A 26,832-nucleotide genomic window follows, 5' to 3' on the forward strand; every position below is an offset into this window, starting at 1 on the left:
ACCGTGGCGCAGGTGCTCGTCGCCAAATATGCCGACCATCTGCCGCTGTATCGGCAGGCTCAAATTTACGCCCGCCAAGGCCTCGACCTGGATCGCTCGACCCTGGCCGATTGGGTCGGGCGGGCAGCCTTCCTGTTGCGGCCGGTGCATGAGCGGCTGCTCGCGAGGCTGAAGCAGTCGTCAAAATTGTTTGCCGACGAGACCACCGCCCCGGTGCTCGATCCCGGACGCGGCCGCACCAAGACCGGCCAGCTCTGGGCCTATGCCCGCGACGACCGGCCCTGGGGCGGTACGGACCCGCCCGCCGTCGCCTATGTCTACGCTCCCGATCGCAAGGCCGAACGGCCGATCGTCCACCTCGCGGGTTTTGCCGGCATCCTTCAGGTCGACGGCTATGCCGGCTATCGGGTCCTGGCCGAGCGCGGTGACGTTGAACTGGCGTTCTGCTGGTCCCATGTGCGCCGGCGCTTCTACGAACTCGCCGCAGCCGGCCCCGCACCAATCGCCAGCGAGGCGCTCGAACGTATCGCTGGGCTCTACGTCATCGAAGCCGAGATCCGTGGCCGCGCCGCCGACGAGCGTCGCACCGTCCGCCAAGAGAAGAGCCGGCCGATCGTCGACGAGCTCGAACCCTGGCTGCGCGCCAAGCTTGGTCTGATCAGTCAGAAGACCAAACTCGCGGAGGCCATTCGATATGCGCTGTCGCGTTGGAACGGGCTGACGCGCTTCATTGCCGACGGTCGCATCGAGATTGATTCCAACGTCGTCGAGCGCGCTATCCGCCCAATCGCGCTGAACCGCAAGAACGCTCTGTTCGCTGGCTCGGACGGCGGCGGCGAACACTGGGCCGTCATCGCCTCACTGATCGAAACCTGTAAGCTCATCGGCGTCGAACCCCACGCCTATCTCGCCGACGTCATCACCCGCATCGTCAACGGCCACCCGAACAGCCAGATCGACGAACTGCTACCCTGGGCCTATCTCGCTACCCGAGAACACTGGCGCGTGGCCTGAGAACATCGCTTACCCAAAAAAGGCCTGCGCACACGGTTGGCTAGCCATCCGCGCCTGGCAAGGGCCTAAAAGGCCCTTAGTGAGCTCTCTAAGAGGCGTAAAATGCAGCAGGTCGACCCTGTGCGGAAGGGCAGGCAATCACCCCCACTGGGCGGGCCCGGTGGATCTCCAGAGTATCAGGTGCCGCGGCACAATCCGGCTTCTGTAGGCTGTCTTGGTCGATCAGCACTGCGCCAAAAGAGCAAGTAGCCCTTAGTCAAAGCTACACGCTGGAACACAGGCGCAATCCGCTCAGCGAATACATTTCTGCTTTTTGATGCGAAAGAGACCCAGGACGTTCCATTCATTCTCGAAATCCATGACACGTCCCTCAGAAGTCCAGGCCTTAACGAGGCAACTGTTGGGGCTCCAGTAAATTGAGGGAACATACTGGCCACCAATACCGGAAATCGATCCGAGCGGGACGCCGCTTAGAGACCACAAGTTCAATAATGCGCCCTCCTGCCAAGCCGCTATAGCAGATCCGTCTAATGTGAATTGCACATTCAAGAGGTTGACAGTGTTCAAGGTATGTTGCCTGCGTGCTTCGTGGCCGCTCAGTCCCCAAATCTCAATCTGGTCGCGTCCCTTCTGAACGAGTAGCCGATCGAGACTCTCCTTAAGCACGAAACGCCGACCATACTTCCTGTACGGCGGCTCCTCATCGGGCGCGGCTGCATCTACCGACACGATACGCTCACCATCCAGCGTCCAGAGCTCGAATGCGTCTCGCGGGCGTTCGAAATAAAACATCGTCGAAGAATACGACGCGGCTCCTCCAAATCCGTACGATTGCTGTCGTGAAGCAAGCTTTTTCAGCTCTGGATCTAGCAAGTAGAAAGCAGAGTCGTAATCATCCTTTATCCAGATCGCTACTCCAGTAACTCTTTTTGATAGCCCTACAGAAGCGCCGTAATGAACTCCACTCTCGGGACTCGAATCTTCAAGTTGATTTTCGACGCTCTCGGGATCGATCGAGGCTTCCGCCGACACATGGGGAACTCCACCTGACAGATCCCAAATGCGGATCGAAAGATTCACCGCGGTATCGTCCGTTTCTTCTGTAGGAGGATTTACATCAGACTTCACGGTGTCAGCGGACTGGCTAATCTCAAAATTATCTGCAGATCGAGGATCGTGTGCGCCCGAGCTGGTCAATCTCGTTCGCTGAACGGTAGCTAACCGCTTCACCTCAGTATCAACCCCCACTGCTAACGTCTCAACCCAGTGATCGTCGTATGAAGCGAGGTTCGCTAGAGTACGACTCTCTGGGATGCTCCAGATGGAGGGCGGTTGCTTTTTGTCTTCAAATAATAACAAGTTCTCGCGATCAATCACTGCTACTTGCATTTTGTTTAGGCGCTTTAGCTTGCCGAGAACTTCGTTGGTTTCTAAATTGACGAGTGACAATCCTCTTTCCGGACCAGAAATATACGTACCAAAGGTATACGTTGGCACGAGGAGGACGCCCCGATCAATCCAGGGCTTATCGTCCCTAAGCAGGGTTCCAAGCTCAAGTTCTTTCTGAATACCTGAATGCAGGTTTACCACGCTTACGTGCTCGAATATTTCGCTTCCACTAAATCTTGTTTTGTACAGTATCATGTATGGGTAGTAGATTGCGACCTGCTCGCCCTCGTAGTTTGCGCTCGTGCGACGCTCCGGGTCCCATACAACAGTCGATTCCGTGCTGGTCATTATAATCTTTATGCCGTCGACGGTGACGAGGTTCATTATCTCGCCTGGGCCACGCACCTCAGAGCGAGGTGACCAAACAGATGTTGTCCCAAAATAGCTTGCAGCAACAATAACGAAGAAGGCTATTAGAGCGACGATGCTGAGATCGCGAATGGATTTCCTTGAGGCTGCATTTGCTGTTGATATCGAGGCGGCCAGAAAGTCGCTCTCGCTTGAAGTAAGCGCACGCATCCCCTTGGAACCGGCGGCTATCAAGGCGATCGATCCCGCGTCTAAAGTATTGAGGTTTCTCCGAGCCGGATCCCAATCCTCGATCCTGCTTAGCAGCCTGCGTTCTGCTCGCTGACCGGGGAGGTCAGATTTTTGATAATTTTTTCGCACGGGCGTTGCCAGCGTATCGTGAACCAGCCGGCTGCCTAGCTCCATTCGGGCCGGCATTTGCGCACCGGGAGGTTCGATAGGGACTAAAAGAGAATGCGCGATGAGAGCATCAATGAGACCGCGTAAATAGCTGTGATTGTTTTCACTTGGCAGCTGGTGGTAGATGTTACAGAGTTCGCCCCAATCAAGTTCTCGGGCTGTCGCGTACTCTGTCGTGTGTCGATATAGAATATCGAACAACAAGCCGGATCCAACATCCGCCTGCCTAACTAATGCAATTTGCCCGATTTGCTCTAACAAAAATCGATCCAAATCGAGCTTGTTCCGCATGTCGCGGTCGTATGAGGTAATACTGAGACGTTGCTCGCCAGCGAGATGCGTTTTTGCGTCTGCCCACAAGCGCGTCAGGATAATGCTCAACAGCGGCGCGACCGGCGAACGTGGGTCTGCAAGTAGATCCCCAGCTATTCGAGAGGGGAGCGCCTCGTCCACTGCTACAGCGTAGAAGTGCCTCAAACGTTCCGTGTTGACGACGCCAGAGACCACTTCCTGGATCTCAAGAAAAGTCAATCGCTCCAGATGGCACTCGCGTACTGGAAGTTTCGCCTCAAACAATCGTGAACGAATGTTCGCAAGCCACTCACTGCGGAAGCCAAGAATAATCTTATCCGAGTGAGGATCATGAGACGCTGCTAATCGACGCGCGAGCTCAGCTACCTGAAGGTTACCATCGGTTTCTCCGGTAAGAAATACCTCCTCGATTTGATCAAGGATAATGAGGGTCGGTTTGCCTGTAGCCCGGGCAGCTTCCCTCGCTGAGCGAAGCTGCTCTTCGAATGTCTGTGCTAATGCTTTTCCGATCTCGCGACGTTGAAAACGAACCTCGAACGTTATCGATACTCTAGGAAGAAGGCCGGCTTCTAGGACGGAGGATTTGCCAACTCCTGATGATCCATACAGCAGAACGAGCCGCGGCGCTGCTTGGTCTTTCAATAGAACATAGAGTTCTCGGATCCGTTGGTTGCGCCCAAAGAAAACTTCGGCATGCTCTGCGCCGTACCAGCGCAAGTATCGGAACGGCTGGAGTGGTAGCGCTTGGTGAGGAAGCCCGGGCAATCCCCGGATCGGATCCAAGGCGGGTATTATTCCCGCGCTTCGCTCCTGAAGGCTACTTGTCGCGATCGGGCAGGCGTAGAGAATACCACCTATAGGAGTGGGCCGCTCAGCAGTACTATCGCTCGCGACTAGCGTGGACCGTATAATGCCCACGACAGCTCCCTCGACAATGCACGGCGCTCCCGAAAGCCCACTTAACGTTCGATCATAGACGGCCGCGACGTTCGCACTGTATAGCTGATACGTTAGTGCTTCTTGATAACTCGCACTCGCGTCCTGAATATGCCCTTCGATGGCGATGCCGGAACCGGAAAGCTTGGCTAAGGCAGGGTAGCCCCACGTTTCGAACCTTAGGTGTTCTCCCATCGCGGCGAGCCTTTCCAACTCCCCTGTGGAGATTGTGCCAAGAGGGAGAGGGATGACTTCTCTAATAGGCGAAGGGAGTTCAGCCAAAGCCCAGTCGTCGTAGAAGTCGCATGCTTCGGGTATGACCTTCGCGGCGGTTTCCGCGCCATCGAAAGGCACAAACTGCAGCGATGGATAAAGCAATGGGGACCGAGCAGCTATGGACCCGATCCGATTCCCGACCACGTGGAAGGCGGTTAGGATGTGTTGGGGCCCCACAAGAAATGCCGTACCGAATATTTGCCGCCCATCACCGAGGGTCGCCCTTAGTTGCCCGATCGACTTCTTTGCCTGCGAATTCATAACCCATCATCCCGACCATCGTAGTCAAGCAAACGTGCGTCGATTACTTCGCCGCGGTTATCCAACTCGATACGAGCATAAGTCGGAGCGAAGCGCAGATGCTTGCGCAACCTCCCTCCCGCCATGTCGCTCACAAAGTCTGACAATGGCCCGAGAGGTGCGCCATGAGGCTTTCCGGCCGACGAAATAATGTGTTTTGGAAAGGGGATTAGATCGGCCCATGTTCCTGTGTTGATATAAACTCCGCCCTCAATGCGAACCTCTTTCGCCAAATGAGTGTGCCCGAAAAGGACGGCCTGAAAGCCACGGGAGATGAGTCGCTGGGCTGCGCCGAGATAAGGGTTAACTTCGAAACTTCGATCGAATGAGAAGTCTTTTTGAGTGCCTTTAAGAGCGTTTAGCAGGAGCGGTAGACGCTCCTCTATTGATGATCGTGATCCGGGTAGGAGCAATCTCAAAGTTGACCAGAGGGAGCGGATTTCACTCGCGCCTATGTCGCCAGCTTCTCTATCCAAAGCGTTATAGAGATCGCCTCGGATCGATGTTTCCTCGATCGTCCTCCTCGCGAGAATGTCTCTGACTACGTTTTCTCCATCGCTAATCGTTGCGTCAGTTGCGTACGCGATATCTCCCATCTGCGACGGTAGGCCATCATTCCCTAACCGATGTTTGCGAGAACGTGCGACAAGCTCGGCAATCGCAACAATTCTACCCCGATACTCTGGAGCTAGAGCAAGCAAGATAGGGATAGCAGCTTCGCTTTCTGGCTTAAGCAGGTCAATGAATGGAAATCGGGACTTGATTTCATTGATGATGGAAGCAACCAGAAAACTTCCAGCGGGCGGTTGGAACGAGCGTGCGAGGTCTAGCGGGTGCTCCATCCGGGATTGGGCTGACCGAACGCGCCTGAGGCTATCATGTGATACCACATTCCATTCATCGTATCGGTTGCCATGCTCGATTAGCACCCGCCCGACTGGGTAAGCTTCGCCGTCGTACAGGAGCGAGAGTCTCCGCCCGCTAGCATTTAGTTCATTTATCAATGTCCGGCGCAAGGACGGAAACGATAGTTCCAGATCGTGATTTCCCAGCGTGATTGTGAGAAAACCCCCGCTGTCCAGAAATTCTGAAAGAGCTCTGAAGAAATCAAGATCTCTTTCTATGATGCGTTTGAGCAATTTCTGAGCTTCAAAAGGGTCTTCAATGAAGGGCAACCAGCCGGTGCTTGTCTCTCCCGTTGTCGGATCGATTACCTCTCTCTTCTCTGCGAGAAAGTCGACAAGGTCTCCATTGATTACGAGCTCGATGTCTAAGGGTTCCTTTCTCACAGCGGAGGCAAGACTCCGTACAAATTTCGCAGCATCGCTGACGTGAGTACAGATTCGGAAGCCTCGATCATCGAGGATGCTCTCTTTGAAAAGAACTTCCACGCTACTATTGGCACCGTGGCGTTCAGGATAGTCGCCCCCGAGGTGTAGGTCGGAAATCACGTAAAGTCGCTTTGCAATGGCCACTGTCGCACCTCCCTTAGGCAGCTGCGTGCAAGCAAAGCGCGAATCTCGCCGGAGAAGGAAGAAAATACAAGATAGAACAGGCCGGTCGGGCCCTACACAATCCTCTCGCACCGCACCTACGGAACAACGTTACAACCGAGAAGATCGCGGAACGAAAAGGCTGGCTAGCCCTTTCCCGCTATTGGGAGGTGCCCATGACTGCTCAGGCTAGAGACGGCGCGTGTGCGTTCGCTTGGCGGAACTACTTGCTGATCCACAGCGATCTCAGTGCGGTCCGCCCTCTATCGCTACGTCACCAATCTTTCTGATACCGGCGAATACGGTTTCGATCTCCTGCAAATGGCGGCGGTCGTTTACTTGAAAAAACTAGACGAGCTGCACGACGCCCGAGGTGCGAGCCTCGCGACCGCATGGCAGACAATATCTCTACGCAAGCCGCTCTGCGCGCGACCTACAAAGACCCGCCGCCGCCGTGACAGCAATCGGCATGAATGCCCTGAAGCCGATTATGCACTTTCAGGTCTCAATGTTGAGGATGTGGGCCAACAGCATCGAGAGGTTCGCATATAACTACGAGAGGGGCTTGGACGAAACCAAGACAACTGTTGAGGATCCGGCAGACAAAGACAAACGTGCCGCTTAAAACTTAGTCGGAGCTAGGTCAGCCGCAGCGCTGTGATCACAAGGTTGCCGCTGAATGAAGGAGGCCGCCAACTGAGGCGGCCTACGACTGCGAACCTACAACTGCAAAAATAGGAGAGTAAAGCACCCAATCAACGCTGCCGTGCTAAGCGTCATGACGACCAGAGCCCGTTCACCGTGGGCCTGCAGCTTATTGTCATCCATATTGCCCAACGTTGATCTACGCCTCTGGTTTCAGGTCAAGCCGCCAGAAAATGAAATCAGGTCAGCAGAATCCTAAGCCCGACGACCCCTGCGTCGTCTACTACATCAGTGATGCAACCTGCACCGACCCGTAGAAGCATGGTAAATCGGCATCAGCAAAGATGCAGCCAACAGAGAACATGACCACCGCCGGTCGGCTAAGTTTCCGCCCGGCTTCGCGCTGTGCGTATCGGGCGGGCGAGCCCCGAAGGGGCGCTCGCCCGTAACGTTGACCGTACTGCATCGAGCCACTCGAAGGGATGCGCTGAAGTCGAAAGGGTTCGTTCATCGGCGACTATGATGGGCCGCAGCGAGATAACTTCTTGCTGCGCTGCGCCTTAACGGTCCAGGACCTCTTATTCGAGCCGCCGGTATGCATCCACCTTTGTTCTGCACGTGAATGCGTGTGCAGGAACACGGGCCGATGAGTTGGCATTGTCCATCAGTTTCATTTGTGCGTGAGGCCGATCATGCGACTTCTTTGTAGAATGATCGCGATTGCAACAATCCCCACTTGGATGGCAATCCAACCGACTTCCGCTTTCGCGCAAACCTTCGATGACAGGTGGTCCATCATTCCAAAAGCTCACGCGGAGCCAGCTGCTGAAGGGTCCGATCAGACCAAGAAGGATGAGCCGCAAGCGCAACCTTCGACGACACAGCAGACTCAACCTCAGACCGCGCAAGAGCCTTCGAAAGATAATCGAATCTTTTCCGGCAAAGCCTCCTACTATTCTTATTCCAAAGGCAGGACAGCGAGCGGTTCATCGTTCGATAGGAATCTACTGACGGCGGCGCACCGCCGCCTCCCGTTCGGGACTAAGTTACGCGTCACTCACGGCACCCGAAGCGTCATTGTCACCGTCAATGACCGCGGACCATGGGTCCGGGGCCGCGTCCTAGACCTCTCCCTGGCCGCCGCGCACAGCCTAGGGATTACAGATCGTGGCGTGGCTCAGGTTCGTGCCGAGGTGTTGTGAACACGCAACCGGCGCCGAAGCGAAATGCTTGGCTCTAAAGAATCCCGACGCTATTGCCGTAATCGTGACGGCCCTCCGGCTTACTCACGGTGACGAAGCTGCACGGTCTATGCTGGTCCACGGCATGAGCTTGGCCGCGCTATTAGACGCGATGTTCTCCGCACCGATCGCGCGACGCGATGCCGTTCGCAACATCACAAACGCGTTGAACGACTTTGCTATCTCGCCGGACGTTGGGCCGGTTTGGCATCTCAAGTACTTGTATGACAATCAGCCGGGTTCGTTGACGATCGTTGACATGGCAATAGCTACGCCAACCGGTACGCTATCAAGCGCGGAAATCACGTTGCGGCTTCCTGTCTAATACCCGGAGCGACGCTCGTAGCGCTAAGCGGGCCGGCACGTTTAGTTGCAGCAGCTGTCGGCACGTTAGAAAGATTGCGTGAGTCACTTCATAAAGGCCCAGCAACAATTCAGATGTGGCTTAATGCGAAGCCTCATCATGCGAGCCGTGATTGTTCTTGCCGTCGTGTTCGTGGCGGTAGCAGCCGTGCATCAAGGTCCTTTCAGGCCGCTTCCGACATCACCAATTCCTGCGGTCAACATTCCTTGAGCGCCGGTCGAGGCGCCTACAACCTCAATGGCAGTGAACCTCGCAGAGTATGCGAATATCCGATATTTTGATCCGCCGCCTTGGAAGTCGCCGAGTTCGGACGCGCGCGAAGGAAACAGCAGGAAGGAACGCGCGGAACTGGCAGCGGATTCCTTTTGAACATTATTGATGTTCATTAAGTGGACACCGCCGGCGCGGTAATTGACAGCGCCCCTTACGGAACACCGAGGGCAAGTACGGCCCACGCAAGCCGTTTGAGGGCCTGACCACCGCCCTGCAGCTTCACAAGGGCCGCCGTCTCGGAGCAGCGGCCCTCCGGACTTCGACTAGCAGTGCCGGCCATCACCAATTTTGGCGGCCGTACCAGTCATTCACTTCCTTTTGCGCCTGATCTTTGGCGTAGCCGTACCGTTGCTGCAATCTCCCTTCGAGTTGCTCTTGCTTGCCGTTGATCACGTCAAGATCATCGTCCGTAAGCTTGCCCCACTGCTCCTTCACTTTGCCCTTCATCTGTTTCCAGTTGCCTTCGACGCGGTTCCAGTCCATGGCGCTCCTCCTTGAACGAACTAAGATCGACCAACGGCGGTTGCCGACGCTTCGTTCCTCGGTTGCGGTAGCGTCAATCAGGCGCGGACGCAGCGTTCAAAAGTGGACTGACGCGCCGACAGCATGCCTTCTCTGCGAAACGCTCTCGTTCGCTTCGGGGGACGCTGCCCGGCCTCGCCAGCGATTTAGGGTTTCATGGCTTCTACCCATCGCCGGGCACCGAAAGAACGAAGTCGTCAATTGGGCGTTAAGCCCCGCAGCCGTTACGCTCTCCAAAGGGGTTTTCCATTCGTCGGACGTGAAGGTTGATTTGTCAGCCATAACCAGCACCTTGCTCGTTTGATCGATCGTCCAGCAGCTAGAAACGCAACGCCATAGTTGCTTGCTGGGCACCGGCACAACCAGCGAAAAGGCGGCTCCAGCGGTAGGGTCGAGGAGGCTGGAGCCGCGCAGTCACACTGTGCAAAGCGTCCGGACACGAAGTTGGACGGGCCCGGAGCGCAATCCAAATGCTGGTCGAGCGCCAGGGTTCCTCGGGAAAGGGGGAGGCACGCGCTTCAAACTTGTGAGCGCGCGGACTCACGGAAAGTAGAAGGCGACGTTTCCTTGGAGAGCACAACGAGCGGAAGACTGACCGGGGGCGTGTCGACAGCTAAACGTTCGTGGGCCGGAGTTGCTACCTGAAATCATCGTCGATTTCTAGAAAGTGCGATTGGTACTGCTCCGGTGACAAAAGCGATACAGGATGTGAGTCCGAACCTGTGCAAGTGCTGTTGCCGGCCGCGGCGATAAGGCCGGTCTCGACGCGAGCCAATGAAATTTTTGGCGGATTGGCCCTTTTTGATTTGATCAAAAATACGATCGGCTACCAAAGTCGCAGAAGGACTCAATACAAAGCGTTTGGCGTCAGTGCCGCGTTGCCATCTTTGATTTTCTTATCAGGTTAGCCAACTCTCGGGGGGGAGCCGCACGAGAATTGGTTTCAGAATGCAGATTCTTGGCGCCGTAGGCCTAGCTAACCGCCGGGTTGCATCAGTTTGAAATTTTCATCAGTGCGGCGGTCGCCTTTGAAACACGGCTGCTGGATTTGCCAGCTCTGAAACTAGCCACAGGGTTTCAGGCACATCCATTGCAGCAAGGTCCTAATGTTGCGGTATTCCTCTTTAGGAGCGTTATTATTGCGCCCCAGCAAAGGGCGACGAATGGCCGCGCGTGTGGATAGATGACGGCCTTGTCCTTCCACTTCCGAAGGGAACTCCGAAAGCCTGTATTGCCCCCCCTTAAATTTCAAACTGAGGCACCTGAGGCACACCGACCGCCGCCCCGATTTCATATCGCCTGCCAGGCGGGCTAGTGGGCTGAGCATCGGCGCGACCACGATCCCCACGCAGGGTTTTGGCGGGCAGTTGCCTCTTCAGGCGCAATAGGGGCTTCGCTCAGCTCCGGGCCTTGCCGGGCTCCAAATATGTTAGCGGTTGCCGTCTGGAGGGCTAGGCAGGCCCCGCTGGGCCCGTTGAGGGGCGCGGCAGGTGGGTATTTTATACCCGTAGACTACCCGTGACGAAACGCCACGGCCACAAGGCTCTTAAGTGGCTGATTTTACATGGTAAAATTGGCTGGCCCGCGGTTTTGGCAACCGTTGCCCACCTTGGGGTGAAAACGCCGCGGCGGCTGCACCGGCCAACGCCTGGGCAGTTCGCTAATGCCCGCAAAAGGCCCTTCAGACACGTCTGCAGGTGATTTGGCGGTGCGCGTGCAGGGCATACTACGCAGCCAAGAACGCATCAGTTCGGCGGCATAGGAGCTACTTTACTACGCATGCGCACATGGAAAGTTGGCTTACAGGCCCGCGCACTTAAGTAGAGTTGTAGTGTTGTGGTGTACCCGTATGTGCATGTAAGCACTACCACTTTGCTACAACGCCTCATCAGCCCCACAACAGCGCAAAGCGCCTAACTGCGCTCCACTACAACACTTTTCGTGTAGTAGTTCTAACGCTTCATATCACATCGCCCGATAGGTCGGGCGCTGACAATTCGGGAGCCTCATTGACCGCGTCGCTTGGCACCCACCAGCAACGCGTGCGACAATTCTTGATCGTGAGGTTCTGCGGCTCTCCACCAAGCGCTCTGATCCAAGTGGCAATATCCTTTCGATCTACCTTGCGCAGTCCCTCCCTGTCGAGAAACTTAGCCAATGCGGCCATCGTGAAATAGCGCCGGCCGCGTTCCTCGTCCTCCCATGGTACTCCGCGCAATAAGTCTTCTCTCGTTTGACCGCGCGTCCGATTCGTCAGGAATGTCTCGAGCAACTCCCTAAACTCGCCCTCGCGCGTCGTATCCTCCTCTGCCTGCTTTTCCGTCATCTTAGGCATAGCGTCTCTGAGCATGTTCGCCCATGCGACGTGTTTCACGGGCGGAAACATCATGTTCAATTGCTTGAAACACTGCGTTATGAACCGCCGAGAATCGGTGAAGTCCCGGGCATCCTTTATTCTCATGCTGCCGTTGCTGCCACGGATGGTTACGTTCCAATACGGTTCCTCCGAATTGATCTTTTCCAAACTGACGATGACGGGCATATCGCCGACGTCCTGTTCCATGGTGATGATCGCTTTCAACTTCGATATTGATGGCAACGTCACTTCGCGATCTCGCCGCTGAGCAGCTGCCGATACAACCTGCGCCAGCCGCGATCGTACTGGTCCGCGTGCCAGAAGATTGTTTGGACGCCTATCGACCTAATCTTATGGCAGTCGCGCCACTTGCGCTCGCTGGCCCTAGCCTCGTACTTGGTAGACTCCCGCGACCACTCGTCGAACAATGTGAAGCCGGCAGGGCCCAGCCCGTCGAAAACGGCCGCCCCAATCCGGTACCAAAGATCGTATTCGTCGCTAGGAATGACGGAAAGCGCGACCCTGATCTTCAGTTCGAGCTCTTCCGCCGACATCGGTGCGGAGAGCACGTTGTCTTCGGCGTCAATCGACACACCCTTGCCGCTGTCAGCCTCAATCGTGGCCAGAAGCTCGGGAGCGAAATCGGCGGCTTCTAGAACTCGCGATCTTGCCGTTATTAGATCGATGAGCCACTTAGGCGCTTCAGCGATTGCGACGTAGTTGATCCACGCGTATTCGCCGCGACCTGGCCTTACTGAGGGCGGCGCAATGACGAATCCACCATCGCCGCGTACATCAATGCCTAGTCCGAGTTTTGAGACGCTGGAGGGGATCACGGTGCCGGGCGGCTGCCTAAAGTAATAATGCCTTGAGCCAGTGGGAGTCTCGGCCATGCGTGTCCAAGGCAGAGAGCCATGCTTCATTGTGAGAGCTTCGAGGCTCTCATTGCCATCATGCTCATGGCCCTCGGGCGTATCGACATCGATCACAAACAATCCGTTCACCGCTCCCGTAGGCAGGCCGATTGCGGCGCCTGGCCAGCGCCGCCAGTACTCACTTATCTCATGCGGATCCCCGGTGTAGCCCCATGGGTTGCCGTTGCTCTTTTCGGCGGACGTGTGACCTAGCTTCTGCTTCTCTGCGAATCTGGCGGGAAACACTAAATAGCCGCGCTTGGCATATTCTAGGGCGCCTTCGAGGAGGCTCTTCATTGGAGCCCCCATTTCTGGAGCTGGATCGGAACCTCCTGAACGGCACCACAATGCGGGTTAGAACTATTCGCGCGGACGAGACCGTTTGGCGCGGTGTAAAGATACACTTCGCACGCGCAGTTGGGACACGTCGTTGTCCATCGACCATTCTCGTTTTGCGTGAACCCGAGCGCAAGCGCCGCACATTTCTCCCTATCGGCTTCCTGTTTCTTTCGTGCGGCAGCGGCCTCCTGCACCTCACGACACGCGTCCCAGATGGAGTCCTTACCGGGCCGATAGTCACGCACTTCGTTTGGAGACGTGTCCTTTGTCCCAATTGTCTTTGCTGCGGGCGTCGGGGGTTTGCCTTTTTCCATGGTCACTTTGTCTCCACGCGCTGGTTGATTAATCGGGCCTTGAAATCTTCAAGGGCGCGGCGCGAGCGGAAATTCTTTGTTCGGATTTTTACCGGTTGGGGAAAGCCTAGCTTCGGATCTTTGGTCCATCGGTACAAAGTCATAAGGCTGACGCCACCAAACTCCTTGGCGACGATGGTGTCCGGCACCAGTTGGTCCGGGGGCAGCAGGTCAATTGAGGTGCGGGGGAGAGGCGCTGTATTTCGCATAGTGTGGCTCCGTAGCTAACGGTGCCAACTATGCAGTTACGCGCCCGACAAACTACCGCGCCAAATGCGCCATTTGGCGCGCAAAAATCTATTTGCGGCGAGGCTTCCGCTTGCCGCTTGGTTTTGCGGCAGACAACACTGCGTCTTCGTCCAGCCCTTCTGCTTTGCTTCCGAACCATTCCTTGCAGATTTCGACAGCGAAGCCCTCGGCGGTCTTCTCATTTCGTCTTCGGTTCACTTCGGGGTAATGCTCCCGCCAGATTGCCCGAATGCGCTTCGCAAGATCAGCAGCCATTTTGGCTGGGCTATCTTTTGCGGGCTTCCAATATTTCTGGCCTTTTCTCAGCTTGGGCGCGTGAATGCAGTCTGAGAATTGCGGATACAGCTTTCGCAGCTGCTCAGGTTTTCCGATCCGCGCAAGCGCGATGCACCTTTCTTCATACGAGGAATTATCAGCGGCAGTTGCGTCTATGACCTCTTGGATGTGTTGTTGGTCTATCTGATCACTCAGCCAGCGACGCATCTGGTCTTCCCATTGGCGCTTCTGTCTGGCGCTTGCGTTGGGGGGCGTTGTAAACAATGCTGGTGCGCTCGCGGTCATCGCCGCCTCTTGTCCAGCGGCACCACGTTTGTCGCGCCGGCGGTGCCGACGATATTCGAAACGTGCTGCGCCCAGCGCGCTAGTGCCGCCTTCTTTTCCGCCGCGTATTGTGCACGATTGTAGATCCCGGCAACGCCGGCCTTCGCTCCGCTCACATGGTTTAGCGCTGCCTCGACAATATGCGGGGCAATACCAATTTCGGCCATACCCGTGGCCGCGGTACGCCGCAAATCATGTAAACGCCAGTTGGGAATCTTCATTCTATGATCCATGCGACGTTTAACCTTTGACCAGCCGCTCACAGGAGAGATTCCGTCTGTGGTTGAGAAGATGTAGGTCTCTCCCGCTGCGGCATCCGTTACGCTTGCCAGAATTTCCTGCGCAAGCGGCGCCAGAGGAACCAAATGCGGTCGCCTGTTTTTCGTTCGCGCGGCTGGTATGTTCCAAATTGTGCGATCGTTGCTTAGCTCGGCTGATGTCATGCCCGCGATCTCGTTGAGTCTGCAGCCCGTTAGCAGCAGCAGCTTAAGGGGCGCGCCAAATTCCAGACGTTCGGCGCCAGCGGCCGACCAAAATTTCAGGATCTCGCTGTCGGCCAGGACACGGTCGCGCGCTTTTGGAGTGTCGGGCCGGTGGACGCCGGTGCATGGATTAAGGCTGACCCTGCGATGCTGCATGAGCCACCTGAACATCTGAGACAGGCAGCTTAACATGGCGCGTGCGCGTCCTTCTGTCAGCCCATCACTTCGGCGGGCCAAACCTGGCGCGCCGCTCCGGCGCGTCTCGTCAACCACGCCATAAATATCGTGGCCGTCGATTTCGGCGATTGGCCTCTTACTCCACCGATCTGCGAGACCTTTTGGGATTAGTCTCAGATCCTCGGGGCGAATACCAAGGAGTCGTGCTTGTTCCTCCCAGCGGCGGGTCTTCTTGCTCGCGTATTGTTCTATAAAGTCTCTTGCGGCCGCACCGAAGGTGTTGGCCGCGCGATCGAGCGTCGCGCTGCGACGGCGTTCACGTTCGGCCATGTGTATGGCTCCCGGATCCCGCCCTTGCGCTATTTGATGGCGCAACTCTCCCACCAAGCGATGCGCAGCGGCGAGAGTAAGATGACCCCCTATCACCGGCGGCGTATCGGGCTCTTCGCCGTCCCGTTCGAACACTGAACCCAGAACTAATTTCGCTGTGCGCTTGTCTGGCCGGCGATAGCGCAACGCCCAGGATTTGGCCCCGCTGGGTTGCACTACAAGGTGTAAGCCTGGGCAGCCACCATCAGGTATTTCGCGGCGCCCTTTGCCGGGGCGGTAGCTCTTCACAGCTGCTGCCGTCAACGCCTTGGCCATCGCTACCCGTCCTTTCAGGGGTAACGCAGGGGTAACAAAAAGGGACCGTTATGCTCTGTTAGCCTACGTTGGTAACTTACGCTAACTTCGGCCCAGATGCCAACAAATTAGGAGTTTTTTGCGCATTTTCGGGTTGGGCGTTGCCTGTCTGTGTTACGTAGAGTGGGATAAAAGCGGCGGTTTCCTAAACCGTAGGTCGCATGTTCGAGTCATGCCGGGATCGCCAGCTGCCTGACCCAAGACATCTCCGGGAGCAAGCCGTCGCGCCGCGAGCGCGGTGACGCTCGACAAGTGCCGCGGTGCGCTGGGACATATCCCGGGTGTGCAATGAAGTGGTGCGTGGAATTCCTTCCTGCCTAGGTTGCAATCACGGGTGGCCGTGGTTAGCGTGGTGCATTGTCCTTCGCGTCTGCATTTCGAGAATTGCCCCATGGCCGATTTGCCCATGACCGCATCTTCCAGTACCGCCTCCTTGCCCGCGATCGTCGAGAAAAAGGCGGCTACGCTCGAAGAGCTGCATGAAAAGGACGTCCTGACACGCGAGCAGGAAAATCTCACTTGGGCTCACGACCAGAGGTCGGAGGACGACGAGAATCGCGACTGGAAGGGCATAGGTCTGTCAGGCGGCGGTATTCGCTCCGCGACCTTCAGCCTCGGCGCGTTGCAGGCGCTGGTTGCGCACCGGCTGCTTACCAAGATCGACTACATGTCCTCCGTGTCGGGCGGCGGCTATATCGGCTCGTCGTTGCAATGGTGGTGGAGCAAGGCCCGCTTGGATGAAGCCGCCGAGGCGCAGCTTGCGGGCAAATCGACTGCGCCGCCTGAAACCTACGGCGCCGACGCGGCCAGTTTTCCCTATGGTTGCAGTCACCTCTCCGATCCCAAAATCCAGGACAGCGAGATCCAGAAGCGCAACCTCGCGTTTCTCCGAAATCACGGCAACTATCTGACGCCCGGCGACGGGATAACCGCCTTGTCCGGCATCTATGTCGTCCTGAGGACGTTGCTGATCAGCCTGATCGTGTGGCTGCCGCTGCTGCTCGGACTGTTCCTGCTCATTCACGGCGCGAATGAACTGGCTTTGCTGGGAGCGCAAAAACTGCCCTCCTGGTTGTCCGAACCGGACCCTTCCTACCGTCAGTATTTCAGATGGACGTGTGACGACAAGATCATGTCGTGCAAGTTCGCGCTGCCGCCGCTTTATGCGACGGCGCTTGCACTCTACGTGTTTATCGTCGTCGGCTTCGTCCTGGCGTCGCTGGTCTTTGCTCTTCTTACCAGAGTTCCCAGCGAGACTCGTTCGACCAATCGGCCGAGCGTCAGGAGTGTCTTACTCGCTTTGTTCGGCCTCGTCATGATGTTCGGGCCGCCGGTGCTGTACCAGCATCTCATCAGCATCACGACAGCTCCTTTCGTCGTCCTGTCGGTGCTGATCGGCTTGTTCCTCGTGATCAGGTTCTGCTTCGATCAGTTCGCCAGGGTGCGTCGCATCAGCGGCAGCTACTGGTGGCGGCGGACGCTCGAGCAATGGTTTGGTTTCATGTTCAAGGTCGGCGTCGTCGTCCTGGTCATCGGCTCGCTGCCCGTGCTGCCGTACTGGGCCGTCCACAAGGCGGATGAAAGCGCAAAGCAGGCCTCAACGGCGGCCAAACCGTCTCAGGCGGCAACCTGTTCTGCGAATGCGGCAGACAGTTGCGCGCAGCCGGACGGGGCTTCCGGTGCGAAAGCGGCAAGCCTCGCCGCCGGCGCGGCCGGTGGACCCGCGGTCGCATTTGCTGCGCTATTCGCGATCCTCAGCGGCGCGGCCTCAGCGCTTTACGGATATTTCTCTGTTGCCAGGAAAGTTGATGAGGGCATAGCGGGCCGCGTCTTTCCGCCCCTTGGGGCGGGCATCTTTCTCTACGGCACGCTGACGGTCACCTACATGGGCGCAGTCTTCGTGTTCGACGTCCTGGGAAGCCGGGAGCCGATCGTCGAAATGTCCAAGGCTGCGATTGGTTACGGTGCGGTGCTTTCGCTGCCGATCGCACTTCTTCTCTGCTTTCTCGCCAACGTCAACCAGGTCGGACTGCATCGCTTCTACCGTGATCGGCTCATGGAAGCCTTCATGCCGTCACCGGTGGCTGTCGCCGAGGGCTGGTCCACCTATTCGCCCGTGGCCGATAGCCTCAATGTCTTCGATCTCCGGACTTCTTTTTCCAGGGCGACCCATACCGTGGGGCCGGTCCCCTATCCGATCATCAACACGTTCGGACGCATCGTCAGAGATAAGGACCCGAAGATCGTCAGCAGGGGCGGAGAGAATTTCATCATGTCTCCCTTCTACGTCGGCTCGCGCTCGACGGGCTGGGAAGACGCCGAATCCTATTCCAGGCGCTACGGTCCGCTCACGCTCGCGACGGCCATGGCTGCATCCGGCGCGGCGGTCAATTCGAACGCGGGCTATATCGGCACCGGCTTGACTCGCGATCGCCTCGTCTCCGCAGTGATGACCATCCTCAACATGCGGCTCGGCATCTGGGTCGGCAATCCCGGGCGCAAGGGCAAGCGGCGGCGCACGCCGCTTTACTGGAGCCCGACGCTGACGGCCGGCCTGTTCGGCTTCGGCCACGCGCGGACAAGCGCTTTCATCGAAATCTCGGACGGCGGAAACTTCGAGAATCTCGGGCTCTATGAACTGGTGCGGCGCAAGCTCGGCGTCATCATCCTGATCGACGGCGAAGCGGACGCGACCATCGCGCTGCCGGCGCTGGTATCGGCTGCGGTTCGCATCAAGGAGGACTTCAAGGCGACCTTGACGTTCCCCGCCGGCCTCGGCGTCGATCGTCTCGTGCCGGTCGACAAGGCCGTGGGCTACCCCGCCGGCGCGCATTTCGCGCAGGCGCCCTACGTCGTGGGACGCGTCGAGTACGAAGACGGATCGCCGCCGGGCATCGTCATCTATCTGAAGGCGACGTTGATCCGGGATCTCGATTTCACGACCTCGGGATACCGCGCCGGCAATCCGGATTTCCCACATCAGACCACGCTGGATCAATTCTTCGATCCGACGCAGTTCGAAGCCTATCGTGATCTCGGTTTCCGCAGCGCTGCGCTGATGATCAAAGAGCTGAAGCTCGCGGGAGCCAATGGCTTCCCGACTCAGGACAAGATCTGGTTGAACTACCTGAAGCTCAGCGCGGCAAAAGCAGCAGGTGCATCATCACGCTGATCGCGACGAGAGACGCCAGGCTGACTGCGATGGCACTACGCTTCTCAGGCGCTCTCGACACGAAGCCGGTCATCGTCGTCATCGAGGCGAGGCTGGCGAGCAGGAACGCCATGGCGAACTCGGCCCCGTCGCGGCCGATCCCGGCGGCCGCTTCGACCACGCTCCTCAGGGCTTCATAGACATGAAGCTCTTTGCCGAGGCAGAACGCGGCGAGCGTAAGCAGCCATGTCGTGAGGAGCCTTCGCGCAATGGAATCCTTGCCGGCGTCGGGAATGAGCCGGTCAGCGGCGAGGGACAGTCCATAGAGAAGCGCAGGCGGTATGACGCCGACGAGCAGGTACTCGACGTCGTCGATGTGGACCCGGCCGTGTGTGGTGATGGACTTGGCGAGGACAAAGGCGACGCAACCCGCGAGCAGCAAACCTATGTTGAGCATCGCGGAAACGGGTGACGGCAGGCCACGTGTGTCATGGCTTCCCTCGGAGCCGCGATGGCTCGCCGATGTCATTGCCAGTCCGTTTGCCATCGTCGCGATCCTCGGCCACACCGTACACCACGCCAGCAAGAATTCTAGGCAAGCATGGCTAACGACGAATTAACGCTTCAATTGGCGCGAAAGTTCGTCCGCGCGGATCAGTCGGGTGCCGCCCGGTGCTCCTTCCAAGTCATTGATACGAATGAAGAAGTTGGCGCCGGTGAGCTTTACCCTGACGGGGATGCAGGCCACATTCTGGGCATTGGTGCGGTATTTGATGATTTCGACGCGCTGATCGGCAAGCCCGACCGATCCGACCGCCGTGGCGCCCCTGGGATGCAGCCCGGCCATGATCTGGCTGTTGAAGCCGCCCCTCACGACGCTCGGGTCGAAGGAAAATTGGGATCTGTTGCTGCGCCAGTCCCAGCGCAGGGGTGCATCGAATGTGGTGTTGTCGGTCTCCTTGCATCGGTCACGCCGGCCGGCATAACCGGTGTGGAATTGGGTCAGGCGGTAACCGTCGTTGTTGTCGCTCGCGTCATAGCCGTAATCGTGATGCCAGTCATATTCGAGCGCCGAGACCGAGCCCTGGAATGACGGCAAGTCGCGCGGCCTTTGGCACCTTTCAAACTCCTCCTGCCTCAGGCGATTGAGGCTGATCCGCTTGCGGATGGGTTCGGGATCGATCGCGCCGCTCGCAATGGTCCGGCCAGTCTTGACGACGATCGCGCCCGATCTCGGCTCGTTCGAGAACAGTTCCCTTGTGACATAGATCAACCTGGCTTCGGATGTCGTCAACGCGAGACCGTCGGCCGGCACCGCCTTCCAAGCTCTGTCGGGACTCCAGTAAAACAATTCCTGCTCGGCGCTGGCGGTGAGCAGCCCGGCAACGGCATCGCAGGAATAGTCGTCGGCGCGGGACATGCCCGTCGAGGCAAGCCAGACCAGTGCAATCGAAAACAAGGGCAGCGACAGGATCTTCGAGATCTTCGTCATGGCGACAGGCACCTCATTTCAGGCCAGCGACTTGTTTAGACCGGTGATTTGTTGTGATGCCGATCCCGGCGAAATGCGGCACATGTCGTGCAAAAAAGAGCAATTGGCGAAAGAAAACAGGTGTCACTATGATTGCTCCACGCACGGAACGCAACCACCAGCGCGACGCCAGGGGGATCACGCGCCTTGGCCGGTCCGACCATGCCAGCTTCGTTGCGGCTGCCCTCGGAAAACGCGATTGAGCGATGTCATGGCGCGAGCTGTTTGCTTCGCCGGGGTACGCGCTGATATAGGCAATGAGCCACCGGCCCGACTGACGTCCACCAGTTGCGTGCCACGTTGTCGGAGATAACAATGCCTTTCGACTTGATCCTGCGCGGCGGCCGTGTGGTCGACCCGTCCCAGAAGCTCGATGCCGTGACGGACATCGCCTTTGCCGGCGGCAAGGTCGCCGCCGTCGGGACCGGGCTCAAGGCCGATCCGGGCACCGATGTGCGCGACGTCTCGCGTTACATCGTGACGCCGGGGCTGATCGATCTGCACACCCATGTCTATTGGGGCGGCACCTCGCTCGGCATCGACGCCGAGGAATTCTGCCGCCTCTCCGGCGTCACCACGGCGGTCGATACCGGCAGCGCCGGTCCCGGCAATTTCGCGGGCTTCCGCAAGCATGTGATCGAGCCGAGCCAGGTCCGCATCCTCGCCTATCTGCACGTCTCGCATGCCGGCATCTTCGGCTTCTCGCACCGGATCATGGTCGGCGAGAGCGAGGAGTTGCGGCTGATGAATCCGATCGAGGCGGCCAAGGTGGCCGATGCCAACCGCGACCTCATCGTCGGCATCAAGGTGCGCGTGGGGCTGCACTCCTCGGGAACGTCGGGGATCGTGCCGCTCGACATCGCGCTCGAGGTCGCGAACGAGGTCGGCATGCCGCTGATGGCGCATATCGACCATCCGCCGCCGAGCTACGAGGAGGTGCTGGGCCGCCTGCGTCCGGGCGACGTGCTGACCCATGCGTTCCGCCCCTTCCCCAATACGCCGGCGACCGCGCAGGGCACGGTGAAGAAGGCGGTGCTGGACGCGCGCGAGCGCGGCGTGCTGTTCGACATCGGCCACGGCAAGGGCTCGTTCGCCTTCAAGACCGCGCGCGCGATGCTCGCCAACGGCTTCTATCCCGACACCATCTCCTCCGACATCCATCAGCTCTGCATCGACGGCCCGGCCTTCGACCAGGTCACGACCATGTCGAAGTTCTTGTGCATGGGCATGGAGCTGTCGGACGTGATCGCGGCCTCGACGGTGAACGCGGCGATGGCGCTGCGGCGTCCCGAGCTCGGCAGCCTCAAGCCCGGCTGCGTCGGCGACGCCACGCTTGTTACGGTCAGGCAGGGCCAGTTCGACTATGAGGACGTCGTCGGCGAGCACCTGATCGGCGATCGCAAGATCGTCTCCGAAGGCGTCGTGATCGGTGGCCGCTGGTGGCATCCGAAATAGCCGGAATCTTCACCTCGCCCCGCTTGCGGGGAGAGGTCGGATCGCATCGCAAGATGCGATCCGGGTGAGGGGGACTCTCCACGAGTCTCGCTGTCACCGCGTTTGCGGAAGCAGCCCTCACCCCAACCCTCTCCCCGTAAGAACGGGGAGAGGGAGAACAGGCTACTCGTTCTTGTCCACATTCCAGAACATCGGCGTCGCCGGGCCGTCGATCACGCCGGTGAGCGATTTGCGCCAGGCGCTCGGCGCCTGGAACTGGCCGAGCGGGACGTAGATCACCTGGTCGTAGGCCTCCTTCTGCACCTCAAGCGCGATCTTCCTGCGCTCCTCGGGCGAGGTCGCGCGGGCAAAGGAATCGCGCAACTCCTCGAGCTTGGGGTCCTCGGACCAGCCGTACCAGCCACCACTCGTGCCCTTGCCGCCCATCGGCACGTTGACCAGCGGGTTCAAGGAGTCGGCGGCGCCCTGGTAGGTGAAGAACATGTTCCAGCCGCCTTCCTTCGGCGGCTTCTGGATTGCCCGGCGGGTGACCACGGTCTGCCAGTCCATCGCCTGCAGATCGACCTTGAAGCCGGCGTCGCGCAACAGCTGCGCGACCACGACCGGCTGCGCCTTCAGCAGGATCTGGTCGGTCGGCGCCAGGATCACCACGGGCGTGCCGTCATAGCCGGACTCGGCCAGGGCCTTCTTCGCCTGTGCCAGGCCATTGCCCTTGATCAGGGTCTCGCCACCCTCGTCGCTCGCGAGCGGCGTGTCGCAGATGAAGAACGCGCCGCACAGCTTGTAGTATTTGGGATTGCCGATTTGTGCGTCGAGCACGTCCTTCTGGTTGATCGCCAGCATCGCGGCGCGGCGGATCTTCACATTGTCGAATGGCGGATGCAGAAAATTCATCCGGCCGAACGACTGGAAGCCGAACTTGTTCAGGATGGATACGTTGATGTCCGGATTGGACTCGAGCGCGGGCAGCATGTCGAACGGCGGCGTCTCGACGAAATCGACATCGCCTGACTGCAGCGCGTTGAGCGCGGTCTGCGCGTCCGGCATCGTGATCCACTCGACCCGGTCGACCTTGGCCACCTTGCCGCCCGAGGTCCATTCGGCCGGCTCCTTGCGCGGCGCATAGTCGGTGTTCTTTTCGTAGACGGCCTTCACGCCGGGCTGGAATTCGGCCGCGACGAATCTGAACGGGCCGGAGCCGATCTGCTCGGGAATCTGCTTGGTGATCGGGGTCTCCGCAAGCCGCTTGGGCATCATGAAGGCGACAACGGCCGACGGCTTGGCGATCGTTTCCAGCACGAGGCCATAGGGCTCCTTCAGCTTGAAGACGATGGTCTTGGCATCTGATGCTTCGATGGCGGCCGTAAAATCCATCAGCTTGCGCGCCATGCCGTCGACGCTCGTACCCCAGCGCTTCAGCGAGGCGACGCAGTCTTCCGCCGTCACCGGTGCGCCATCATGCCACTTCAGGCCGTCGCGCAAGGTGAAGGTGTAGGTCAGCTTGTCCGCGGACACCGTCCAGTCGGCCATCTGCGGCTGCACCTTGAAGCTGGAATCGATGCCGAGCAGCGTATCGTAGACCATGTAGCCATGGTCGCGGGTGATGATGGCTGTCGTGAAGCCAGGGTCGGTGACGCGAAGGTCCGATTGCATCACCGCGCTCAGGGTCTTCTTTCCGGTCGCGGCAGATACAACCGACGTCCAGGCCAGAGGAAGTGTCGATGGCGCAACAGCCGCAAGCTGAAGCAGTTTCCGTCGCGAGACGTGAACCATTCGCTTCTCCTGACTTGACGCAAAACGAAACCAGATGGCGGTTGCCGAACATGGGCAGCGTATGGCGGGGAGCCACGCGTGACAAGCAGGGGTTGCTTCTACCGATCTGGATTCGTTAGCGGACAAGCAAGGGCTGTGCCGCCGAGGCCGGCGGTACGAGCAATCGCCAGAAGTCGTCTCGCTTCTGACGGACGCGCGTCAGTCGCGCCCCGCCTCCATGATCGCCTTGGCGAGGCGCGCCGGATCGGAGAAGCACAATTCGTGGCTTCCCGGCACCTGCACCAGACGGAACAGACCGAGCTTCTCCGAGAGCCGCGGATGCCAGGGATGGCTGTGCGGCATCGCGATGTCCTCGGTGCAGTTGATGTAGGACTTTGCCAGCGGCATCTCCGCCGGATTGGTCTTGAGCGCGATCTTGTCGGTGAAAGTCGCGAACGGATGCGGGTTGAGCACGTCATAGGCGCGCTGCGCGGTCTCGAGATCGGCATCGTTGATGAAGACTTCGCGCCAGATCGGGAAGGGCAACACCACAGAGCTGTCGCCTCGTTCGGCCGCGATGGCATCGAACAGCCTGATAAAGTGCGGCGGCACCATGTCGTTGAGGCATTCGCCGTTGTTCGGCACGAAGGCGTTCCAATAGACCAGGCGGCGGATGCGCTCGGGCGCGAGGTCGGCGACGCCGGTGATGATCATGCCGCCATATGAATGGCCGAGCAGGACGATGTCCTTCAGATTGTTTTCGGCGAGATAGTCGGCGATCGACTGGATCGCGTCCTTCAGCCCGGTCGTCTTGGCGTCGCCCGGACGGTTGCCCTTGATCGTCGGCGTGTAGACCTGGTGGCCATGGGCGCGGATCGGGGCCGCGACAGGCTCGAACTCGGCACCGGTGTGCCAGGCGCCGTGAACGAGAACGTAGGTCGACATGTTGTGGCTCCTCCGCAGGATGTGGTTAGATCGGTACGAATTGGGTCTTTTGCGGCGCTGGCGAGGCGCGGCGGACAATTCTTTGTTGTGCGAAGTGTGAACCGGCGGACCATTTTCCGCTTGTCTGACGCTGAACCGGATTGGTCTCGGAGCGAACTGATGGAGCAGCTCAATTCCGAAAGCCGGCCCCGGCATCTGGTCTGGGATACCGGCGGAACGCGGCCGGAGGAGCAGTTCTCCTACTATCGCGAGGCGATCTGCCGGGCCTTCATGAGCCTGACGCCGGAATCGGCGACGACCTCGCGCTTTCCGGCCAAGGTCGAGGCCATCAAGATCGGCACCGGCGCCATCAATCGCGTGGTCTTTCCCGAGCACACCGTGCATCGCTCGTGCGCCGATATCGCGGCATCGACCGAGAGCTGCTTCTATCTCAACTTCAAGCTCGCCGGGCGCTGCCGCATGCTCCAGGGCGACAGCGAGGTCAGCCTGTCGCGCGGCCAGGTCGGCATCGTCGACAGCGACCGCGAGGTGACGCTGCTGCACGATCGCGGTCCGACGCTGGAGGTCGCTTCGTTCTGGGTGCCATCGCGCGCCTTACGCGACCGGCTGCCGCCGTCGTTCGATTTCAGGGCCGAGCGCGTCTCCGACGATCCCCATGTCGGTCACCTCATCGTCGAGACCGCACGCTCCCTCAACGCCGGCGCATTGCGGATGGCGGAAGAGGACAGCATTCGGCTGTTCGACGTGCTGCTCGATCTCGTTGCGCTCAGCCTGTCGCGCCGCTCGCGGGCGCAGACGGCGGAAGCCGCAAGCTTTGCGGACGCGACCGTGCTGGCGCTGCGCCGCGCCATTCACGAGCGGCTGCGCGAGCCGGGACTGACGGTCGCGGCAGTCGCCGGCGCCGTCGGCATCAGCGAGCGCTATGTGCACAAGCTGTTCGAACGCTCCGGCACGACATTTTCGGACTATGTGATGGATCGCCGCCTCGTGGGCGCGGCGGCCGACCTGAAGGATCCGGCATCGGGCGGCCGCGCGATCGGCGCCATCGCCTTCGACTGGGGTTTCTCCGATCTCTCCCACTTCGCGCGGCGCTTCAAGCAGCGCTTCGGCTGCCGCCCACGCGATTGGCGTGCGCGATGAACGGAGCTACAGCGTCTTGATCTATAAAGATCTGGCGATCAGCAGCTTCATGATCTCGTTGGTGCCGCCATAGATCTTCTGGATGCGGGAATCGATGAAGATGCGCGAGATCGGATATTCCTGCATGTAACCGTAGCCGCCGAACAGCTGGAGGCATTCATCGGCGGTCTGGACCTGCTTGTCCGAGCACCAATATTTCGCCATCGACGCCGTGACGGTGTCGAGGTCCTTGGCGACGAGGCGCTCGATGCACCAGTCGACGAAGACGCGCGCGATCATCGCTTCGGTCTTGCGCTCGGCGAGCGTGAAGGCGGTGTTCTGGAAGTCCATCAGCGGCTTGCCGAACGCCTTCCGCTCCTTGGTGTACTCGGTGGTGAGTTTTACGGCTCGCTCCATCGAGGCGACGGCGCCGACCGCGAGCGCGAGGCGTTCCTGCGGCAATTGCTGCATCAGCTGCACAAAGCCCTGGCCTTCCTCCTTGCCGAGCAGGTTTTCCGGCGGCACCGTGACATTGTCGAAGAACAGTTCTGACGTGTCGGAGGCGTGCAGGCCGATCTTGTCGAGGTTGCGCCCGCGCTTGTAGCCCTCCGCGCCTGATGTCTCGACCACGATCAGCGAAATGCCCTTGGCACCCACATCGCCGGTGCGCGCGACCACGACGACGAGATCGGCAGCCTGGCCGTTGGTAATGAAAGTCTTCTGGCCGTTGATCACGTAGGAATTGCCCTGCTTTTTCGCGGTGGTCTTGACGGCCTGCAGGTCCGAGCCGGTGCCGGGCTCGGTCATGGCGATGGCACCGACCATCTCGCCGGAAGCCATCTTCGGCAGCCAGCGCTTCCTCTGCTCCTCCGAGCCGTAATTGAGGATGTAGTGCGCGACGATGGCGCTGTGCACGGAGACGCCGGTGGTGAGCTCCGGCACCGTGCTTTCGAGGTCGTCGAGCACGGCGGCGTCATAGGCGAAGGTGGCGCCCAGGCCGCCATATTCCTCCGGCACGCTCGCCAGCAGCGCGCCCATCTCGCCGAGCCCGCGCCAGGCGAAGCGGTCGACCATCTTCTGCTCGCGCCATTTCTCGGCATGCGGTGCCAGATCCTTGGCCAGATATTTCCGGAACTGGTCGCGGAAGATCTCGAGCTCTTCGGTCATCCAGGAGGAGCGGTAGGACATGGTC

21 protein-coding genes, 1 tRNA gene and 1 pseudogene are annotated in these 26,832 nt (G+C 59.0%); 8 read left to right on the forward strand and 15 right to left on the reverse strand.

The window, feature by feature from the left end; all coding sequences use genetic code 11:
• A partial coding sequence (gene tnpC / locus AC5ZFO_RS34890) for an IS66 family transposase (RefSeq protein ID WP_496123209.1) occupies positions 1 to 1,014 on the forward strand: 1,014 nt, incomplete at its 5' end.
• A 291-nt stretch (positions 1,015 to 1,305) separates the two neighbouring features.
• Here tnpC and AC5ZFO_RS34895 read toward each other — a convergent pair.
• Positions 1,306 to 4,956 carry an nSTAND1 domain-containing NTPase gene (locus AC5ZFO_RS34895; protein WP_496123210.1) on the reverse strand — a complete coding sequence of 1,217 codons (3,651 nt, stop codon included), beginning with the start codon at positions 4,954 to 4,956 and terminating at the stop codon, positions 1,306 to 1,308.
• A complete protein-coding gene (locus tag AC5ZFO_RS34900) occupies positions 4,953 to 6,470 on the reverse strand; it encodes a hypothetical protein (protein WP_496123211.1) in 1,518 nt (505 codons plus the stop codon). Before AC5ZFO_RS34900 ends, AC5ZFO_RS34895 begins: the two co-directional genes overlap by 4 nt.
• 267 nt (positions 6,471 to 6,737) lie before the next feature.
• Between AC5ZFO_RS34900 and AC5ZFO_RS34905 the strand changes: the two genes are divergently transcribed.
• From AC5ZFO_RS34905 to AC5ZFO_RS34915, 3 genes are all read left to right on the forward strand, one after another.
• On the forward strand, positions 6,738 to 7,040 hold the full coding sequence (locus tag AC5ZFO_RS34905; RefSeq protein WP_496123212.1) for a hypothetical protein: 303 nt from the start codon (positions 6,738 to 6,740) through the stop codon (positions 7,038 to 7,040).
• A 785-nt stretch (positions 7,041 to 7,825) separates the two neighbouring features.
• Positions 7,826 to 8,335 carry a septal ring lytic transglycosylase RlpA family protein gene (locus AC5ZFO_RS34910; RefSeq protein ID WP_496123213.1) on the forward strand — a complete coding sequence of 170 codons (510 nt, stop codon included), beginning with the start codon at positions 7,826 to 7,828 and terminating at the stop codon, positions 8,333 to 8,335.
• The gene (locus AC5ZFO_RS34915; RefSeq protein ID WP_496123214.1) at positions 8,301 to 8,699 is read left to right on the forward strand and encodes a hypothetical protein; all 399 of its coding nucleotides are present in this window, start codon (positions 8,301 to 8,303) and stop codon (positions 8,697 to 8,699) included. Before AC5ZFO_RS34910 ends, AC5ZFO_RS34915 begins: the two co-directional genes overlap by 35 nt.
• A 191-nt stretch (positions 8,700 to 8,890) precedes the next feature.
• On the opposite strand, the gene AC5ZFO_RS34920 is transcribed toward AC5ZFO_RS34915, so the two are convergent.
• The 8 genes and pseudogenes from AC5ZFO_RS34920 to AC5ZFO_RS34955 all read right to left on the reverse strand — a co-directional run.
• Positions 8,891 to 9,124 carry a hypothetical protein gene (locus AC5ZFO_RS34920; protein ID WP_496123215.1) on the reverse strand — a complete coding sequence of 78 codons (234 nt, stop codon included), beginning with the start codon at positions 9,122 to 9,124 and terminating at the stop codon, positions 8,891 to 8,893.
• 166 nt (positions 9,125 to 9,290) lie between these two features.
• On the reverse strand, positions 9,291 to 9,494 hold the full coding sequence (locus AC5ZFO_RS34925; RefSeq protein ID WP_496123216.1) for a CsbD family protein: 204 nt from the start codon (positions 9,492 to 9,494) through the stop codon (positions 9,291 to 9,293).
• Positions 9,495 to 11,493: 1,999 nt separating this feature from the next.
• Positions 11,494 to 12,138 (reverse strand): hypothetical protein, encoded by a 645-nt coding sequence (locus tag AC5ZFO_RS34930; protein WP_496123217.1) that lies wholly within the window; start codon positions 12,136 to 12,138, stop codon positions 11,494 to 11,496.
• A complete protein-coding gene (locus tag AC5ZFO_RS34935; RefSeq protein ID WP_496123218.1) occupies positions 12,135 to 13,100 on the reverse strand; it encodes a bifunctional DNA primase/polymerase in 966 nt (321 codons plus the stop codon). The genes AC5ZFO_RS34930 and AC5ZFO_RS34935 overlap by 4 nt, the downstream gene beginning before the upstream one ends.
• Positions 13,101 to 13,458: 358 nt before the next feature.
• The gene (locus AC5ZFO_RS34940) at positions 13,459 to 13,704 is read right to left on the reverse strand and encodes a hypothetical protein (RefSeq protein WP_496123219.1); all 246 of its coding nucleotides are present in this window, start codon (positions 13,702 to 13,704) and stop codon (positions 13,459 to 13,461) included.
• A gap of 88 nt (positions 13,705 to 13,792) precedes the next feature.
• A complete protein-coding gene (locus AC5ZFO_RS34945; RefSeq protein ID WP_496123220.1) occupies positions 13,793 to 14,305 on the reverse strand; it encodes a hypothetical protein in 513 nt (170 codons plus the stop codon).
• Positions 14,302 to 15,333: a tyrosine-type recombinase/integrase gene (locus AC5ZFO_RS34950; RefSeq protein ID WP_496123239.1), complete on the reverse strand. Its 1,032-nt coding sequence runs from the start codon at positions 15,331 to 15,333 to the stop codon at positions 14,302 to 14,304. Before AC5ZFO_RS34950 ends, AC5ZFO_RS34945 begins: the two co-directional genes overlap by 4 nt.
• Before the next feature lie 18 nt (positions 15,334 to 15,351).
• A pseudogene (locus AC5ZFO_RS34955) lies at positions 15,352 to 15,648 on the reverse strand (Arm DNA-binding domain-containing protein); the annotation flags it as partial.
• 157 nt (positions 15,649 to 15,805) lie between these two features.
• Between AC5ZFO_RS34955 and AC5ZFO_RS34960 the strand changes: the two are divergent.
• Together AC5ZFO_RS34960 and AC5ZFO_RS34965 are read left to right on the forward strand one after the other, a co-directional pair.
• Positions 15,806 to 15,874, forward strand: a tRNA-OTHER gene (locus tag AC5ZFO_RS34960).
• A gap of 204 nt (positions 15,875 to 16,078) precedes the next feature.
• Positions 16,079 to 18,859 carry a patatin-like phospholipase family protein gene (locus tag AC5ZFO_RS34965; protein WP_496123221.1) on the forward strand — a complete coding sequence of 927 codons (2,781 nt, stop codon included), beginning with the start codon at positions 16,079 to 16,081 and terminating at the stop codon, positions 18,857 to 18,859.
• On the opposite strand, the gene AC5ZFO_RS34970 is transcribed toward AC5ZFO_RS34965, so the two are convergent.
• Both AC5ZFO_RS34970 and AC5ZFO_RS34975 read right to left on the reverse strand, forming a co-directional pair.
• Positions 18,822 to 19,385: a hypothetical protein gene (locus AC5ZFO_RS34970; protein WP_282520312.1), complete on the reverse strand. Its 564-nt coding sequence runs from the start codon at positions 19,383 to 19,385 to the stop codon at positions 18,822 to 18,824. The genes AC5ZFO_RS34965 and AC5ZFO_RS34970 overlap by 38 nt on opposite strands.
• A 69-nt stretch (positions 19,386 to 19,454) precedes the next feature.
• Positions 19,455 to 20,330 carry a hypothetical protein gene (locus AC5ZFO_RS34975; RefSeq protein ID WP_282520313.1) on the reverse strand — a complete coding sequence of 292 codons (876 nt, stop codon included), beginning with the start codon at positions 20,328 to 20,330 and terminating at the stop codon, positions 19,455 to 19,457.
• A 354-nt stretch (positions 20,331 to 20,684) separates the two neighbouring features.
• On the opposite strand from AC5ZFO_RS34975, the gene AC5ZFO_RS34980 reads away from it, so the two are divergent.
• A complete protein-coding gene (locus AC5ZFO_RS34980) occupies positions 20,685 to 21,824 on the forward strand; it encodes an amidohydrolase/deacetylase family metallohydrolase (protein WP_282520314.1) in 1,140 nt (379 codons plus the stop codon).
• Between the two features lie 162 nt (positions 21,825 to 21,986).
• Here the strand turns inward: AC5ZFO_RS34980 and AC5ZFO_RS34985 are convergent, their stop codons facing one another.
• Positions 21,987 to 23,597 carry an ABC transporter substrate-binding protein gene (locus AC5ZFO_RS34985; protein ID WP_282520315.1) on the reverse strand — a complete coding sequence of 537 codons (1,611 nt, stop codon included), beginning with the start codon at positions 23,595 to 23,597 and terminating at the stop codon, positions 21,987 to 21,989.
• A gap of 198 nt (positions 23,598 to 23,795) precedes the next feature.
• On the reverse strand, positions 23,796 to 24,521 hold the full coding sequence (locus AC5ZFO_RS34990; RefSeq protein WP_282520316.1) for an alpha/beta fold hydrolase: 726 nt from the start codon (positions 24,519 to 24,521) through the stop codon (positions 23,796 to 23,798).
• A gap of 159 nt (positions 24,522 to 24,680) precedes the next feature.
• Between AC5ZFO_RS34990 and AC5ZFO_RS34995 the strand changes: the two genes are divergently transcribed.
• A complete protein-coding gene (locus AC5ZFO_RS34995) occupies positions 24,681 to 25,661 on the forward strand; it encodes a helix-turn-helix domain-containing protein (RefSeq protein ID WP_282520317.1) in 981 nt (326 codons plus the stop codon).
• Positions 25,662 to 25,682: 21 nt separating this feature from the next.
• Here AC5ZFO_RS34995 and AC5ZFO_RS35000 read toward each other — a convergent pair whose 3' ends face one another.
• Positions 25,683 to 26,828 (reverse strand): acyl-CoA dehydrogenase family protein, encoded by a 1,146-nt coding sequence (locus tag AC5ZFO_RS35000; RefSeq protein ID WP_282520520.1) that lies wholly within the window; start codon positions 26,826 to 26,828, stop codon positions 25,683 to 25,685.
• Positions 26,829 to 26,832: the final 4 nt, after the last annotated feature.

This window comes from Bradyrhizobium sp. Unk1 (assembly GCF_059512345.1).